This window comes from Candidatus Leptofilum sp. (assembly GCF_965223285.1).
GTDB lineage: Bacteria > Chloroflexota > Anaerolineae > Promineifilales > Promineifilaceae > Leptofilum.
The window spans coordinates 1,906,643-1,922,719 of record NZ_OZ244997.1; the positions used below are offsets into that span (position 1 = coordinate 1,906,643).

Consider the following 16,077-nt stretch of genomic DNA (forward strand, 5'->3'; position numbering starts at 1 on the left):
TAAGCTACGCTATATTGCCACAATGGCCGCGACATAGTGAATTATGATCGATGAAAGAAGCCCTTCCCAACCACTCCTTAACTGGCTGCTGCTCATTGGCGGTGGACTGGTTGTATTGGCTTTTTACCTGGGATATGTGCTGTTAAACCAAAATACTGTGACGCCAGACAAAGCCGAAGCCACCACCGTCGCCCTCATCGCCACGCAAATTGCCACCTTGCAGCCAACATCACTGCCACCTACCCGGTTTGCAACCGTTACGCCGTCGCCTGTGCCATTGCCCAACTCCTGTGCCATGCTCAAGCAGCAGCAACCCACAGCCGAAGATGGTGAATACACGCTCTATCTACGGGGGAAAACGGCCGTACCTCTCTACTGCTACAACATGGCAACCAAGCCACAGGAGTACCTCACCTTGCCCGCCACCACCACTGGTGGCAACTTCAGCCTCATTAGCTATCCGGAAGGGGCAATTGTGACCCTGTATGAAAAAGTACGGCTTAATCCTAGCAGCCTCATTGTAGACCCAACCGATATGACCTTTGCCACCTTAGCCGACAGCTTCAGCGGGTATAATGCCCTTATTGGCGAGCAGCTTGCCAACTATCCTGTTGCCAGCTCTGATTTTGCCCAGGCCACAAGCTGCAACCGCAACCAGCCAGATGCACCGCTGGGCCGCGCCAATGTTGACCTCACAGGTACGCCGTTTGTCCTCAATCCAGCCATCAGATTCAGTAGTTTTGGCGGGGAGGTCAATGAGACCATTAATGAAATAAGTGCGGATGGAAAAGTAATGACCCTGGCGGTAAACGGCCGTTGCGGTATCATCCAGCCCAGCAATCCCATCCAGCTTGTTTACCAGCAGCCGTAATTTTTTGGAGCGTGATTATGTGTCGCAGCATTAAACAGCTACGCAACGCCGAAGCCCCCGCTACGCCAGCAGAAATCGAAGCGGCGGCCCGTCAATTTGTGCGCAAGGTGTCTGGTTATAGACGGCCGTCTCGCGCCAACGAAGCCACCTTTGAACAAGCCATCATCGAAATCAGCACCGCCACCGAAAAATTGCTTGACAACCTAATAATGCCTAATCAAAAATCTGCGTAAATCTGCGCAATCTGTGGCTAAATTGAAGGAGTCTGCCATGCCCACTGGCCCACTCAGAACGATAACCCCCACTATCGACATCTACATTAAGCTCGCCCAATACCCCATTTTATGCGACCGAATCCGACTGCGAATGCGCGAAGAGCTGTTTCGACGCGGCATCGTCAACAAGATTGATTTTGAGCAAGAAGTAAAAGAGCTCGCCATCGAATCGCAACGGCGCGAAGGATTAGATAACCCAACCGTACAAGAAGATGAAGGTGCCTGGCAACGCCGCCTGGAAACGATTCGAGACCTGCATACCGACAACTACTTTGCCAACAACCTGGGCATCACCCTACTTGAGCAGCTCATCGGCGAGGTACTCAACAACCAGGACAAAAATAGCAAGACAATTGAACTCACCTTTAATCCAGAAATTGCGCCGTGGGCTATGCTATTTGAGCAAGGCGAAATTTACGATGCGCTGCCACCACCGGAAAAAGAAAAGGTGAAGCATCATTTGGAAGAGATTAAGGTGGTACTCATCAAAAGGCTGCTAAGTGACCAGCTCCCATTTATTCGCGTCGCCAAGAAAGTATTTACTATCAAAGACCTGAACTGGATTTATGAACGGCTGATTGGCAGCGGCAAAATTGGGGGGAAGTCGGGGGGCATGCTGCTTGCCTGGCATATTCTGGAGCGGGCCAATCATGATCTGGGGCCAGATTTATCCAAGCATGTAACTATTCCCGACACTTATTTCATTGGCTCCGAAATCATCTATGAGTTCATGCTGCACAACAAGATGGAGCGGTTTGTTAATCAAAAATATCTATCGGTTGAGGAGATGCGAGAGCAGTACCCAGAAATTGTCCACTCTTGCAAGGTGGGGAAGATTCCAAACTACATTATGGAGCAGCTGCGGGATGTGTTGGCCCAGCTAAACGGCCGTCCGTTTGTGGTGCGCTCCTCTAGCCTGTTGGAAGATCATCTGGATTACCAATTTGCTGGAAAATATGATTCTGTGTTTTGCCCAAACCAAGGCAGTCACCAGGAGAATTTCAAAGCCCTTTTGGATGCTGTGCGTCGGGTTTATGCCAGCACCTTTAACCCCGACGCCATGCTGGAGCGTCAAAAGCATGGTCTCATTGATTACGACGAACGAATGGCCGTGATGATTCAGGCGTTGATTGGCCACAAATACGGCCGTTACTATCTCCCCACCATCGTTGGCGCAGGCCTCAGCCAAAACCCCTGGTACGACGCTGGCGATAGCCGGGCAAAAGATGGTTGCTTGCGCCTGACGCTCGGGTTAGATAAGCGAGTGCAGCGTCCCCTTGAGGACGGAAATGCGTGCATCATTTCGCTCAATACGCCGGATTATATGCATGACAGCAAAAACCTCATTCAGGACAAGGTGAAGGTTGTTGACCTGGAGGATAACTGTTTCAAGGTTTTGCCTATTTCAGACATTTTGCAGGCAGATTATCCAAACGGCCGTTACCTGCTAGACCCTGAAACAAACCAACTGACCTACGATTACCTGATCAACGATGCGAAATTTATTCGCCTGATGCGCACCGCCCTCAAGCGGCTAGCAAAAACGTACGGCGTCCCCGTGCAGTTTGAGTTCGCCATAGAAATTGTGGATGCCCCCAGCGGCACCGATTACAAACTGTACATCCTGCAATGCCACACGGCCCAGTGAACGGTATTCAGGTTTCAGTGAGCCAGTGGTCAGTAATCAGTGGGGCACTGATTACTGATCAGGGTGGCTGCAAGCGTGCCGCCAGACGCGCCCAGACTGTGCCAACAGGGCTTCCGCTTCGGCTGGCCCCCAGCTACCCGGTTCATATCGCGCCATTGGCGGTGCTTCCGCATCATTTTCCCACCCATGAATCACCGGGTCCATCAAGGCCCAGGCCGCTTCGATGCCATCGGCGCGAGTAAACAACGAGGCATCACCGCGCACGGCATCTAGCAGGAGTCGCTCGTATGCATCTGGCAGGGAGTTTCCCTTAAACGACGAGCGATAATGAAATTCCATATCCACTGGTTGCGTTTTGTGCGAATCTGGCACTTTGGCTTCCAGCTTCAGGTGAATTCCCTCATCTGGCTGAATGCACAGCGACAAAATATTTGAGGTGAAATCTTCGTCCTCAATGTCATTGAACATTAGATGGGGCGGCTGCTTGAATTCGATGACAATCTCCGTGTTTTTGGATTGCAACGCTTTGCCTGAACGAAGATAGAATGGCACCCCCTGCCAACGCCAGTTGTCTATGAAAAGCTGCATGGCTGCGTAAGTAGGCGTCTGGGAAATGTCCGGCACATCTTCTGCTTCCAGGTAGCCATCGTACTGGGCACGGACGGTTTGATTGAGCGGCAACGGCCGTATCGCATGAAACAGCTTCGCCTTCTCATTCCGCACTGCCACCGCTTTGAAGGAGGCTGGTGGTTCCATCGCTACCAGCGACAAGAGCTGCATCAGGTGGTTTTGGAACATATCCCGCACCACGCCAGCCTGGTCGTAATACCCGGCTCGGCGACCCACATCCACGCTTTCTGTTACCGTAATTTGCACATTGTCTACATAATTACGATTCCAAATCGGCTCAAAAATGGTGTTGGCAAAGCGAAAGTACAAAATATTTTGCGCCGTCTCTTTGCCCAGGTAATGATCGATTCGGTAAATCTGATCCTCTTCAAACACTGCCTGAATTTCATTGTTCAACGCTTTGGCCGAGGCCAAGTCGTGCCCAAACGGTTTCTCGACCACCACCCGCCGCCAGCCAGCAGATTGCTCCACCATATCCGCCGCGCCCAAATTCTCGACGATGGGTACAAAAAAGCGAGGGGCGGTTGCCATGTAATACAGTCGGTTGCCAGCACCCTGTTCAATCTCATCCAAGTGCTTTTTAAGCGCGAGATAATCTTGTGGCGTCGGTAAATCCCCTTTGGCATAGGTAATTTTTTGCGAAAATGGCCCCCACTTTTCTTCATCGTACGTGTCCGGTGCCAACTCCTTCATGCCATCCTGTAATATTTGGCGGAATTGGTCATCATCCCACGGCCGTCTGGCAAAACCAACAATGTTAAACGACGATGGCAGCCGCCCCTTGCAGTACGAGTTGAACAGTGCGGGAATCAGCTTGCGCCGCGTTAAATCCCCAGACGCGCCAAAAATGATGAAGGTGGTGGGTTTTTGATGGTTGGACATATTGTGTCCCTTTCAAGTAGCCGCGGATTCTTTCCGCGTGTCCGATGCGCGGAAAGAATCCGCGGCTACAAAATTATCTAAGCAACAATTGAAGTTTCTGGTTAACGGCCGTCCCCAACTCAAAGCGAATCAGGCGGCGGTTTTCATCTAGCAGAGCCTGGGCATCGCCCAGGGCTTGGGACTGCTTCAACACGCCAAAGGTCATGCCGCTGGCCGCTGCGCCCGCCTCGTCGGGGATGGCCACATCTTCTTCCGGCTCGGAGGTGAATTGGATGAAGAGGCCATTGCCGCTATCGCCCTTGTGTAGCTGTCCAGTAGAGTGCAAAAAGCGCGGGCCGTAGCCCACCGTGGTGGCGCATTTGGTTTGTTTGAGGAGCTGCACACGCAATAGTTGCAGCAGTGCGTCGGTTTCTGGCGTGGGCGGTACGTAGGCGTGAATGGAGATGTAATCGCCGGGCTTGGCCTGGTGTACAAACGCTTGCAGGTTCGCTGCCGTTGGTTCGGCACTGTCTAGCTGGGGCAGCTTGCCCGTTTCCTGATAGGTGGCCACCATTTTCCGCGCCAGCACCTTGGCAGATTCCACGTTGGGTTGGTCGAAGGGTTGAATGCCGAGGATATGCCCGGCAACGGCCGTTGCCAGTTCCCATATGAAAAATTGCCCGCCCAAATCATACAAATCAGCTAAATCGAAGCGAATGACGGGTTGATTAGCAGCTTCTAGTTGGGCAACGGCCGTATCCATCGAATCATCCCCCGCCAGCCGCAAATGGACAAACAGACGGTCGTCACCATAGGCAACCGGTGCCAGCACCGGCTCGCCCACCACGGGCAAGATGCCCACGCCGTTTTTGCCCGTGCTTTCGGCTATGAGCTGCTCCACCCAGTCACCAAAGCTGGCAATCTGCTCGGAGGTGATGAGTGTCACCTTATCACGGCCTTGCTGGGCCAGTGTGCCCAAAATCGCGCCGAGCTTGGTGGCTGTCGGTGCTTTGCTCACCGCCCGCGCTCGCTCCAACAGGCGAGCCACATTGACGCCCACCAGAGCCGCAGGCAATAGCCCAAAGAATGAAATCACGGAGTATCGCCCACCGATGTTGGGATCATTCAGGAAGGTTGCACGGAAGCGGTATGTTTCCGCTAGCGTCACGAGCTTGCTGCCTGGATCGGTGATGGCTACAAATTGGCGGCCTGCTTTGTCGGTGCCCACCAGATTGGCCACGCGGTTGTAAAAATATTTGAAGAAGGAGAGGGTTTCTACCGTACCGCCAGATTTAGTGGAGACGATGAAGAGCGTGTGGGGCAAATCGGCCGTTTCAGCATAATTTTTGACGGCCGTTGCGTCTGTACTGTCTAAAACGCGCACGGGCAAGCCAGAAACGGCCGTGCCAAACACGTTGGCAAACAGCTCTGGTGCCAGACTAGAGCCACCCATGCCCAGCAGCATCACCTCCGTGAAGCCAGCTGCCTTCACCTGCGCCACAAATTGGTTGAGGCGATCCAGTTCGGCCACCATCGTTTTGGGGGTGTGCAGCCAGCCCAGCCGGTTTGTAATTTCGGTTGGCTCTGGGTGCCAAACGGTGTGATCGTGCTGCCAGATGCGTTCAATTATGCTGTTTTTTTGTAACTCTGCTTCTGTAGCAGAAACGGCCGTTTCCAAATTCGCTAAATTTGCCGCAAAACCGACCGCTTCTGTCAAGATGGCTGCCCGCTTGCCCGCAATGCTGTCCATCAACCCTTCAAACGCTTTGGCAAAGGAATCGACGCCGGCAACCTGTAATTGGTCAGTGATTTCGCTCAGGCTGATGCCCAAATTGGCCAGTGCATCGAGCTGCCCGACGGCATCTTCCAAGCCTTCAGTTAGCGTCACTGCCACCGTGCCATGATCCTTGAAGGCGTCTACCGTGGCGGGTGGCACCGTGTTGACCGTGTTTGGCCCGATGAGCGTATCCACGTAGAGCGTATCTGGGTAGTTGGGGTTTTTGGTGCTGGTGCTGGCCCACAACGGCCGTTGCGCCCGCGCCCCGTTTTCTGCCAATTTTTGCCACCGCTCATTGCCAAACATCTGCTGGAAACGCGCGTAAGCCACTTTGGCGTTGGCAATAGCAATCTTGCCCTGTAGCTCACTGTTTCCTTTGGCGGCGAGGGCCTTGTCAACGGCCGTGTCCACCCGGCTCACAAAAAAGGAAGCCACCGAGCTAATGTTGTTAATGGGCTGCCCCGCTGCCAAACGCTTTTCCAGCCCGGTGATGTAGGCATTCATCACATCTTCATAGCTGCTGAGCGAGAAAATCAGCGTCACGTTGATGTTAATGCCGTCGGCCGTAAGCGTCTCGATGGCGGGAATACCCTCTGGCGTAGCGGGCACTTTAATCATGATGTTGGGGCGATTTAAGGCAGCAAACAGCCGTCGCGCCTCGGCAATAGTGCCTTCTGTGTCTCGCGCCAGCGTAGGGCTTACTTCCAGGCTAATGTAACCATCCACCCCGCCCGTTTTGTCATACACCGGCCGGAACAGATCGGCCGCTTCGCCAATATCTTCAAGCGCCATCGCTTCATAAATTTCATTGGTCGATTTACCCGCCTGAGCCAGTTCCCGAATCGCACCGTCATAGTCACTACTTTTGGCAATTGCTTTTTCAAAAATGGAAGGATTAGAGGTAACGCCGACAACGCCTTCGTCGATGAGGGCTTGCATTTCGCCAGAATCTAACAAAGTTCTGCTGATGTTATCGTACCAAACCGATTGGCCAAGATCAAATAGTTCACGCAGTTTACTCATGGTGTCTCCCTTATTTTTATGTCAATTTTAATTGTTGAGTTTTGTGCCTGTAAGTACGAAAAGGCTTGAAATGAGGTATTTGTGGGCAATTGGGACATTGCGCCGCAAGTATATCATGTTTCAATGGTTGTTCAGTTCGCTAATTCTCAACTCAGGTGATTCAGCCTAGATTTCAAAAGTCTCACTTTCCTCTCGCGCTGGCCAAATTACGGGGAAGAGTTTTGAAATCTTTCTCTGAGACGAGACAAGCATGGCGAATGTTACCCGTTTGTAAGAAAATGGCTCCGCTAACGCATCACCAAAAATGAACATCAGCAGATTGGCGCAATTTGCGCTTGCAAATTGTGTTTGCATTTTGACCAGATTTTAATCTGCGTTCTCCGCGTCCTATTTTCAGAGGGGATTTCATGAAAGCACAAGAAAAAACGGCCGAACATCAACGCCTCATTGATTCTGAAGCCCGCCGGGCCGATTGGAAAAATTGGGGACCATACGTCAGCGAACGCGCCTGGGGAACTGTGCGGGAAGATTACAGCAGCACAGGTGAGGCCTGGGACTATTTTCCACATCACCATGCCCGCCGCCGTGCTTACCGCTGGAACGAAGACGGGCTGGCGGGGGTTTGCAATCGCTTCCAGAACATTTGCCTGGGCGTGGCACTTTGGAACGAGCAAGACCCAATTTTGAAGGAGCGGCTGTTTGGCGTTACGGGGACGCAGGGCAACCACGGCGAGGACGTGAAGGAGTATTATTTTTATCTGGACAGCACGCCGACACACAGTTACATGAAGATGCTGTACAAATATCCGCAGGTGGCGTACCCATATGCAGAATTGGTTGATGAAAATCAACGTCGCGGCAAAACCGATCCCGAATTTGAGCTAATTGACGCCCTGCCTCAAGCGTTTGCCAAAAACCGCTACTTTGACGTGTTTGTAGAGTATGCCAAGGCGGGGGAAGAGGATATTTTGTGCCGCATTACGGCCGTAAATCGCGCCGATACCCCCGCCCCCATTCACATCTTGCCCCACATTTGGTACCGCAACACCTGGTCTTGGGGATACGGCCGTCCGCGCCCACGCCTAGAAGCAGTTAATGAACAAACTATCTACACGAAACATCGCCATTTGGGAGAACGCTGGTGGTACGCAACCTCTGTAGGGGCGCATCGCGATGCGCCCCATTTAATGTTCACCGAAAATGAGACTAACCTGACACTCTTCAACCAGCCCAACGCCACACCTTACGTCAAAGACAGTTTTCATCGGGCAGTGATTGATGGCGAAAACGAGGCGATCAATCCGGCGCAGGTGGGCAGCAAAGCGGCTGCCCATTTTCAAGCGGTGGTGCCGCCAAGGGAGCAATTTGTGGTGCAGGTGCGCTTTAGCCCCACCCAGCACGCCGCCCCATTTACCGATTTTGACGCCATTTTTGCTCAACGTTTGGCCGAAGCCGACGCCTTCTACGAAACCATCCACCCGCCCCATCTCAGCGAAGATGAGCGGCGCATTCAGCGGCAAGCGTTGGCCGGGCTGCTGTGGAGCAAGCAGTTTTATCATTACGGCGTGCAGCTATGGCTTGATGGCGATCCGGCCGCCCCACCCCCGCCTGATGGAAGAAAGAACGGCCGTAACCGCACCTGGACCCATCTTTACAATCTCGACGTGCTTTCTATGCCCGACAAGTGGGAATATCCGTGGTATGCCGCCTGGGATTTAGCGTTCCACACGCTGCCGCTGGCCTTGGTAGATCCGGAATGGGCCAAGCGGCAGCTCATCCTGATGCTGCGCGAATGGTACATGCACCCCAACGGCCAAATTCCCGCCTACGAATGGGCCTTTAGCGACGTGAACCCACCCGTCCACGCTTGGGCCTGCTGGCGCGTCTACAAAATCACCCGCAACGTCACCGGCCACGCCGACACAGAGTTTCTGGAAAAAGTATTCCACAAGCTGCTGCTCAACTTCACCTGGTGGGTCAACCGCAAAGACGCCGACGGCAACAACGTGTTCCAGGGCGGCTTTTTGGGACTGGACAACATTGGCGTGTTCGACCGCAGCCAGCCACTGCCCACAGGCGGCCATATGGAGCAGGCAGACGGCACGGCCTGGATGGGCATGTTTTGCCTGAACATGCTGGCCATCGCCCTGGAACTGGCCCGCACAAAACCCGCCTACGAAGATGTGGCGACCAAATTTTTTGAGCATTTCATCTACATTGCCAATGCGCTAAACAGCTATGGCGATGGTGGGCTGTGGGATGAGGCGGACGGCTTTTTTTACGACCAGATTCATTTGGCAGACGGCCGTTTCTTCCCGCTCAAGCTCCGCTCATTTGTCGGCCTCATTCCGCTCTATGCCGTAGAAACGCTGGAGCCAGATTTGCTAGAAAAGCTGCCCCGCTTCCGCCGCCGCATGAACTGGTTCATCAAGCATCGTCCCCAGTTGGTCAGCCACATCGCCTCGCTCACAGAACCGGGAGAAGACGGCCGTTTCCTCCTCTCGCTCGTCAATCAAAGCCAGCTAGAACACATCATGCAGCGAATGCTGGACCCGGCGCAGTTCCTGTCGGATTTTGGGATTCGGTCACTGTCCAAGGAATATGGGGAACGGCCGTACCAACTCCCCATCAACGGCCACGTTCACACCGTGCGCTACACGCCCGCCGAGTCAGACACCTACCTGTTTGGTGGCAACTCCAACTGGCGCGGCCCCATCTGGCTGCCAGTGAACTATCTGCTCATCGAGAGCTTGGAGAAGTTCCACCATTATTACGGCGATCGGTTGCAGGTCGCGCTACCGGCTGGGTCGGGAACGGCCGTCAATCTAAACCAAGTGGCTGATGAACTGGCGCAGCGGTTGGTGAATTTGTTTAGGAGAAGAGGGGATGGGGGGAAACGGCCGTTTTACGGCGGCGTCCAGCAGTTCCAAACCGATCCCCTCTGGCGCGATTACATCCTCTTCTACGAATATTTCCACGGAGACAACGGCGCAGGCATCGGGGCCAGCCACCAAACCGGCTGGACGGCGTTAGTGGCCAAGCTACTGTAGGCTGTTTACACCAATATTGTGTCACCTACCATTTTTCGCTATACTTTTTCAAATCGTGTTCCTACACCCAATTAGGATAAAACCGATGCCAATCAGCAAAAACCAGGTTTCAACGACCATAGACAAGCACCATCATGAGCGGTACAAGGCCATGTGTGGCCACGGGGGTAAAATGGCCGACATGCGCCGAGCTGCGCACAACCTTTATTTGAGTACCTATGATTTACGCAGGCGCGTTCTGAAAAAATATTATCGGAATGAACTGTATCTATCAGAAGTAGAACTAATCCGTAAGCTGCTGCTAAGAGAGTTCTACGCGAAAGAACTTACTCTAGTAAAATCAGAAAATGACTATAGTAGCGCAGGATAATACTATGTTGGGACGGCTAAATATATTTTTAGGTTTGCCTAAATCAGAACTCGCCGTCCCAACAACAGCATAAAGCCGACAAAACTGCACACAGATTTTGCGGCTTATGCAACTGAACGGGCGGACGATTATCAAATTTAATTTTCCTCGATCAAGGCGAATGTAGGTTTCAGAATGTTTCACAAAATCCGTTTAGAACCTGTAACTGTGAACAATTGGAAGTCTTGTATTGCACTAGAAACAACGCCTAATCAAGAAGGTTTTGTTCCAAGCAACTTGTATTCAATTGCCGAATCACAGTTTTATGAAGGTGCAAGGTCAAATGCATTTTATAATGAACAGAATCAGCTAATAGGGTACGCTCTTTGGGGGCGCGACGTTTTCACTGATAAATGGAAAATCTTCCGAATAATGATTGATAAATCACATCAAAATCAAGGCTATGGTAAAAGTGCTATGAAAGCAATTATCAAGCAGATTTCAAAAGAGCTAAACGGGAATGAGGTGCTGATTTGCTACCAAATCACAAATAGTGTTGCCCGCACTCTATATGCTAACCTTGGATTTGTAGAACAGGATATTGATCCTGATGGGAAAGTCACAGCTTTATTGAAACAGGATACCTGTTGATGGTATCTCAAAATCATGCCAATCGCCGCCCAACATGGCTTGCAGCCGACGCGAAGCGCGGCTGAAGCGGGCGTTAAACGGCCGTTCCCCTCACCCCTCACACAACTAATCCAAAATTCCACACGAACAACACATAAAAAGGCGTTAGCTGAACTTGTGTCAGCTAACGCCCTGGGAAGAGGAGAGGCGCAACAAGCGGCAACTTAGGATTGCGGCTTGATGTTTTGGTTGCGGTTAAACAAATTCGTCGGGTCGTACTTTTGCTTGAGTTGAGCCAATCGGGCATACTGCGGGCCAAAGGCGGCGGTCATCATCCCATCCCCTTCTTCCTGAAAACCAGCAAAGTTGAGGTAGCGACTGCCGTCTGAAAACTCCGCCATCGCGTCGATGAGGGTTTGCGCCCAGGCGATGTTGGCTTCGTCGTCAGCGGCATCTTCCCAGTTGGCTTCGGGATTGAGCAGGTACGCCGCGTGACGGCCGTAAAATGCCCCATGATCGCTGTTAAACCGTTTGACTGCTCCGCCAATATGCCACAAATCGGTGGTGCTGTGCTGCGACGGCTGCCGGTAAACGTGTTCAACAATGCGAGCGATGGCCTCGTCATTCAGGCTGAGCAGGTTGAGCGACTTCCAGTAGTAGCGCAGTTCGCCAGACGGGTAATCCTCGTCAAAAAATTGCTGGGCATCCACGTAGGGCATCACGCCACTAAAATCAGCCAATGGTTCCGCCGTCAGCTTGCGCAACGGCCGCATGATGGCTTCCCCTTCAGCCGGATCACCGGCGTACAGAGCCACAAAGCCCACAAACCGTTCACCGTGTGCTTCAGGCGGGAATGGTTCCGCCCCGTCTGGCACGATGCCTAGAAAAGCAAGTGTACTGACTTCATCCGGGGCGATGGCGTTGAACTCACGGTACAGCTTCAGACCTGCTTCTGCATGGTCGCCATGATGGAACACGCCGGTGAAATAGATCTCTGGCCCCAGCGGGTACAGCTTGTATACAAATTGGGTAACAATGCCGAAGTTACCACCACCGCCGCGCAACCCCCAAAGCAGATCGCTGTTTTCTTGTTCGTTGGCGTGGACGATATGGCCGTCTGCCGTGACCACATTAGCAGCCACCAAATTGTCGGCGCTCAGGCCATATTTGTTGCGCAGATGGCCAAAGCCGCCACCTAGCGTCAGCCCCGCCACGCCCGTTTCAGAGACAACGCCCATCGGCGCCGCCAGGCCAAACGCCTGGGTGGCTCTATCAACATCAGCAATGGTTGCCCCACCGCCAACGTAAGCCAGATGCCCGTCGGGATCAACTGCTACGCTATTCATCAGCGACAGGTCAATCACAATTCCATTATCATTAACAGCATGACCCGCCACGTTGTGGCCACCACCCCGCACCGAGAGCGGCCAGCCAGTTTCACGGGCAAACTTAACGGCCGTTTGCACATCAGCCACCGTTGCGCAGCGGGCAATGAGGGCGGGACGGCGATCAATCATGCCGTTCCAAATGGCGCGGGCTTCATCGTAAGCGGCATCGCCCAGATAAATCAGTTCGCCTTGGAAATTGTGGGCCAAAACGGCCGTTTCTGTTTGAACTACAGGTGTCATCATCAGGTTTTACTCCTTGTGTATAATGGCTAACAATTAGCCACAATATTTGTCGCTTGGGCAATCACCCGGCCGATTTCAGCCAGTAAGGCCTCCCACCCTTCGTTTTTTTCCACAAAGCCAGCCACGCCGACGGCAGCAGCCAATTGGCGCGTGGTGGCATCCCCATGCCCAGACAAAATGACAATCTGAACGGATGGGGCTTGCTTTTTCACCAGGCGGGCCACACGGAAGCCGTTTTTGTGGGGCAGCCCAATATCCAAAATGAGGATGTCTGGCAGGAGGTCTTGGCTAAGCTGAACGGCCGTTTCACCATCACTCGCCTCGCCTACCACAGCAAAACCGGAGGTATCTTCCAGCAGCCAGCGCAACGCTTGGCGCACCGCTGGGGAATCATCTGCCAATAAAATGCGAAGGGGGTGGATTTGGTTCATCATGCCACCAGCTTACGGGGAAACGGCCGTGGCCACATCTGGCAGCAGTTAGCTATTCAGCTTCAAATGGAGAGGAATTGAAACCTATCGAAAGTTAGTGGGGAGTGGAGATCACGATTGAGTTTTTCGCCAACTCTGCCGATTAACCTTGTTGTCGTCATATTCCACCGACATAGCGTACGCGACATTCAGCTCAAACAAAACATATCGCTCAGCCGGGGAATAGCTGGCTAATTCGACCGCTAACGCACGTATCGCGGGATCATCAATGGGTATGGCTTGGCCATTGATAAAGAATTCACCTTCACCGCCATTTGCATCTTCAACAGCGCAGTGCAAAGCATAACGGCCGTCTCGTCGCAAATCGTGCCCCTTGAAAGACGTAGGCTCCATGAATAAAAACAGTCTTCCTTGCCCAACAATTGGCGTCACCGGATGCACTCTAGGACTGCCATCTTTGCGAATCGTTGCTAGATATGCCACTCTGCTAGCAAAACGTTGCTCGCCAAATTGTGCCAATTGAGGATTTTCCTGTGAAAACAATTGCCAACTCATCAGTTTCTCCTTATCTGATTATTCCACACCATGCTTAACAGCGTAGAGGGCAGCCTGAGTGCGATCGGCCACCTGGAGCTTCCCCAAAATGGTGCTGACGTACCCTTTGACGGTGCCCTCTGTGAGGTGGAGCGAGGCTGTGGCGCAGCGTTTCCTGCTGGCGCAGAATCGCTTCCAGTTTGGCAGGACTTGGGGTGGTCATGCGTTAAGCATACACTGGCTTTTTGCAGATGCCCAATACTTTTGTAGGGGCGGTTCGCGAACCGCCCCTACGACCAGTTAATTGAAGTTAATTGATCGGGCAAACCGATTCGGCGTTGAGGCTAGGTAGCGCGTAGCCCAAATCTGCCAGTGAGCCGGTTGGGTTGGGGAATGTGTTTAAGATGTTGGTAACGGCCGTACACGCCAGCGATACGCTTTGGTTAAAGTTGTAATCTTCCCAAAACGCAATGACGCCATCGGTGATGTGTCCATTTGGATAGTTGCTGTACAGCCAGCCAGACCAAACCTGGGCATTATCCATATCATCCAACAGCAGGTACGTCAGCATCAAGCGGAAAGCTGCGAATTGACGACTTGGATCGTATGTGCTTTCTGGCAAGGTCAGCCCCAGGCCATCATCCAGATTCGGGTTTTCAACGACTTCTGTATATTTGGCAATGGCAGTTTCGTATTCCCCAGCCGCGAACGCATCATTTGCTTCATAAAGCAGATGGAAGCGGTAATTGGATGGGTCTAGAAACGTTTCGATCAGGCCAAACTGATTCTGCGCTGGCTGCCACGCCCACACTTCGGTGTAGCCGCGTTGATATGGGCCTGCCCCAACGGAGCTAATGAACCCACCATGCTGAATGAGTTCGAGACGGCCGTTGCCGCTCCAATCTTCAAACCGTACATCACTGCTCATCATGGCAATGGCCGGGCTGGCGGAACCTGCGGCCAAAGGCACCAGCGATTGCACTGCCCCAGCAGGCGCACCTACAATATCGTAAAAATGGGTGCAGGTGTGCGCTCCGCAAAATAGCTTCATAACCGTCACTTCTGGCAGGCCATCACCCGTCAAATCCACAATTTGCTGAATTTCGGGCAGGCGATAGCCTTCTTTGGCAAACCTGGCGTAATGGCGGTAAAGCAGGCCATTCTGGTTCACAATCACCATATCCCCTTCCGGCCCATACACAGAGCCCGTCGCTTCTTGCAAAACGACAATCCACTCCACAGCCTCGTCGCCATCCAGATCAAACGCTTGCCAATCGGCCAACCAGCCGTTAGCAGCCAACGTTTCCTGTACGTCGGCCGCGGGCGTACCGTTCTGCCGTTGCTGGCCAATCCATTCCGCCAATTCAGGCAAGGTTTGGGGCAAAGCCAGCTCCAGCGGATAAATGGTAACGGTCAACGTATACTCAATCGGGCGGTTCAGGCTGGTTACCGTCAGGCGATAATCGCCTGTACTTTGTAAGGCATCTGCCCAGGTACGGTCTTCGTTTACAAACCGCTTGTATGGTAGGCCATCGGCCAGGCCAACAAGCGAAAAGTTGGCACTGTTGTTGCTAGAGCTGATTGAAATTTCAGTAAATTGCCCAGCGGCTGCCCAAAAGGTAAATTCATCATCGGTGCCCACGGACAGCGTGCGATGAATCATCTTGGAAATCGCACCCGGATCAAAGACGATACTCATTGGTTCGGCCGTTGCCGTTGGTTGTGGCGGAGCCGTAACGGTTGGAAACACCGTCGGGATGGCGGTGGCAACCTCCGTAGCCATCTCTGTCGGTTGGGGGGTGACGGTTTTGGGAACGGCCGTTTCTGTTGTCAGCGTCGGTGTTGGGTAAACAGCAACCATCGTTGGCATAAGAGTTGGCTGTTCACTTTCTCCGACAGCGGGACGACACGCCACCAAAACCGATAAGATCAGTAAAAGCCAGATTAATTGGCTCATTGGTTTAAGATTTAACTGTTTTCTATTCATTTTCGCGTTCATTACATTTCTACTTTGTGCCTGTTAGCATCCAGCAATCAGGCACGGGTTGGGCCATGTCAAACGTTAGCTGCTGGAACGTTTCTCCAGCGGGTGAGCAATCTGGGTCGGCAAATTGATTGAACAGCGTGAGAACGGCCGTTTGCCCCAAAGAGCGTGGTTGCCCAGCAGAATCCAAACTGGTGGCTGCAACCAGCGTACCAGATCCAGCTAGCATCAACATGACAATAATCACCAATACAAGTCGATTTCGCACATTCATTACAATACTCGCTTCACAGCTTTCCCGTTGCCAGCTTGAACGGCAACAGGCAAAGCTATCCATTTTTACGCTACATTATGATAAATTTGGAATCAAGGTACATCTGGCA

Annotated in this window: 13 protein-coding genes and 1 pseudogene; 6 read left to right on the forward strand and 8 right to left on the reverse strand. The window is 52.7% G+C overall.

What is annotated here, in order from left to right; genetic code table 11:
* Positions 1 to 43: 43 nt before the first annotated feature.
* The 3 genes from ACOQPU_RS08850 to ACOQPU_RS08860 are packed head-to-tail and all read left to right on the forward strand — an operon-like array spanning position 44 to position 2,794.
* On the forward strand, positions 44 to 871 hold the full coding sequence (locus tag ACOQPU_RS08850; RefSeq protein ID WP_420644763.1) for a GON domain-containing protein: 828 nt from the start codon (positions 44 to 46) through the stop codon (positions 869 to 871).
* Between the two features lie 17 nt (positions 872 to 888).
* Positions 889 to 1,104, forward strand: a complete 216-nt coding sequence (locus tag ACOQPU_RS08855) for a DUF2277 domain-containing protein (RefSeq protein WP_420644764.1) — start codon at positions 889 to 891, stop codon at positions 1,102 to 1,104.
* 37 nt (positions 1,105 to 1,141) lie between these two features.
* Positions 1,142 to 2,794, forward strand: a complete 1,653-nt coding sequence (locus ACOQPU_RS08860; protein ID WP_420644765.1) for a PEP/pyruvate-binding domain-containing protein — start codon at positions 1,142 to 1,144, stop codon at positions 2,792 to 2,794.
* 51 nt (positions 2,795 to 2,845) lie between these two features.
* Here ACOQPU_RS08860 and zwf read toward each other — a convergent pair whose 3' ends face one another.
* Both zwf and ACOQPU_RS08870 read right to left on the reverse strand, forming a co-directional pair.
* The gene (gene zwf / locus ACOQPU_RS08865) at positions 2,846 to 4,306 is read right to left on the reverse strand and encodes a glucose-6-phosphate dehydrogenase (RefSeq protein ID WP_420644766.1); all 1,461 of its coding nucleotides are present in this window, start codon (positions 4,304 to 4,306) and stop codon (positions 2,846 to 2,848) included.
* A 73-nt stretch (positions 4,307 to 4,379) separates the two neighbouring features.
* The gene (locus ACOQPU_RS08870) at positions 4,380 to 7,085 is read right to left on the reverse strand and encodes a bifunctional transaldolase/phosoglucose isomerase (protein ID WP_420644767.1); all 2,706 of its coding nucleotides are present in this window, start codon (positions 7,083 to 7,085) and stop codon (positions 4,380 to 4,382) included.
* Positions 7,086 to 7,492: 407 nt separating this feature from the next.
* Between ACOQPU_RS08870 and ACOQPU_RS08875 the strand changes: the two genes are divergently transcribed.
* The 3 genes from ACOQPU_RS08875 to ACOQPU_RS08885 all read left to right on the forward strand — a co-directional run bounded on the left by ACOQPU_RS08875 (position 7,493) and on the right by ACOQPU_RS08885 (position 11,342).
* Complete coding sequence (locus ACOQPU_RS08875; protein ID WP_420644768.1) at positions 7,493 to 10,135, forward strand: MGH1-like glycoside hydrolase domain-containing protein; 2,643 nt, start codon at positions 7,493 to 7,495, stop codon at positions 10,133 to 10,135.
* A gap of 544 nt (positions 10,136 to 10,679) precedes the next feature.
* Positions 10,680 to 11,135 (forward strand): GNAT family N-acetyltransferase, encoded by a 456-nt coding sequence (locus tag ACOQPU_RS08880; protein ID WP_420643023.1) that lies wholly within the window; start codon positions 10,680 to 10,682, stop codon positions 11,133 to 11,135.
* Positions 11,136 to 11,150: 15 nt separating this feature from the next.
* Entirely contained in the window at positions 11,151 to 11,342 is a 192-nt protein-coding gene (locus ACOQPU_RS08885; protein ID WP_420644769.1) for a hypothetical protein, read from the forward strand.
* Here the strand turns inward: ACOQPU_RS08885 and ACOQPU_RS08890 are convergent.
* From ACOQPU_RS08890 to ACOQPU_RS08915, 6 genes and pseudogenes are all read right to left on the reverse strand, one after another.
* Positions 11,339 to 12,745 (reverse strand): FAD-binding oxidoreductase, encoded by a 1,407-nt coding sequence (locus tag ACOQPU_RS08890; RefSeq protein WP_420644770.1) that lies wholly within the window; start codon positions 12,743 to 12,745, stop codon positions 11,339 to 11,341. The genes ACOQPU_RS08885 and ACOQPU_RS08890 overlap by 4 nt on opposite strands.
* Positions 12,746 to 12,771: 26 nt before the next feature.
* Entirely contained in the window at positions 12,772 to 13,179 is a 408-nt protein-coding gene (locus tag ACOQPU_RS08895) for a response regulator transcription factor (protein WP_420644771.1), read from the reverse strand.
* Positions 13,180 to 13,287: 108 nt separating this feature from the next.
* On the reverse strand, positions 13,288 to 13,731 hold the full coding sequence (locus ACOQPU_RS08900; protein ID WP_420644772.1) for a pyridoxamine 5'-phosphate oxidase family protein: 444 nt from the start codon (positions 13,729 to 13,731) through the stop codon (positions 13,288 to 13,290).
* Between the two features lie 18 nt (positions 13,732 to 13,749).
* Positions 13,750 to 13,869 (reverse strand): annotated as a pseudogene (locus ACOQPU_RS08905) (LuxR C-terminal-related transcriptional regulator); the annotation flags it as partial.
* A gap of 151 nt (positions 13,870 to 14,020) precedes the next feature.
* On the reverse strand, positions 14,021 to 15,580 hold the full coding sequence (locus ACOQPU_RS08910) for a hypothetical protein (protein WP_420644773.1): 1,560 nt from the start codon (positions 15,578 to 15,580) through the stop codon (positions 14,021 to 14,023).
* A gap of 136 nt (positions 15,581 to 15,716) precedes the next feature.
* Positions 15,717 to 15,968: a hypothetical protein gene (locus ACOQPU_RS08915; protein WP_420644774.1), complete on the reverse strand. Its 252-nt coding sequence runs from the start codon at positions 15,966 to 15,968 to the stop codon at positions 15,717 to 15,719.
* Between the last annotated feature and the right edge of the window lie 109 nt (positions 15,969 to 16,077).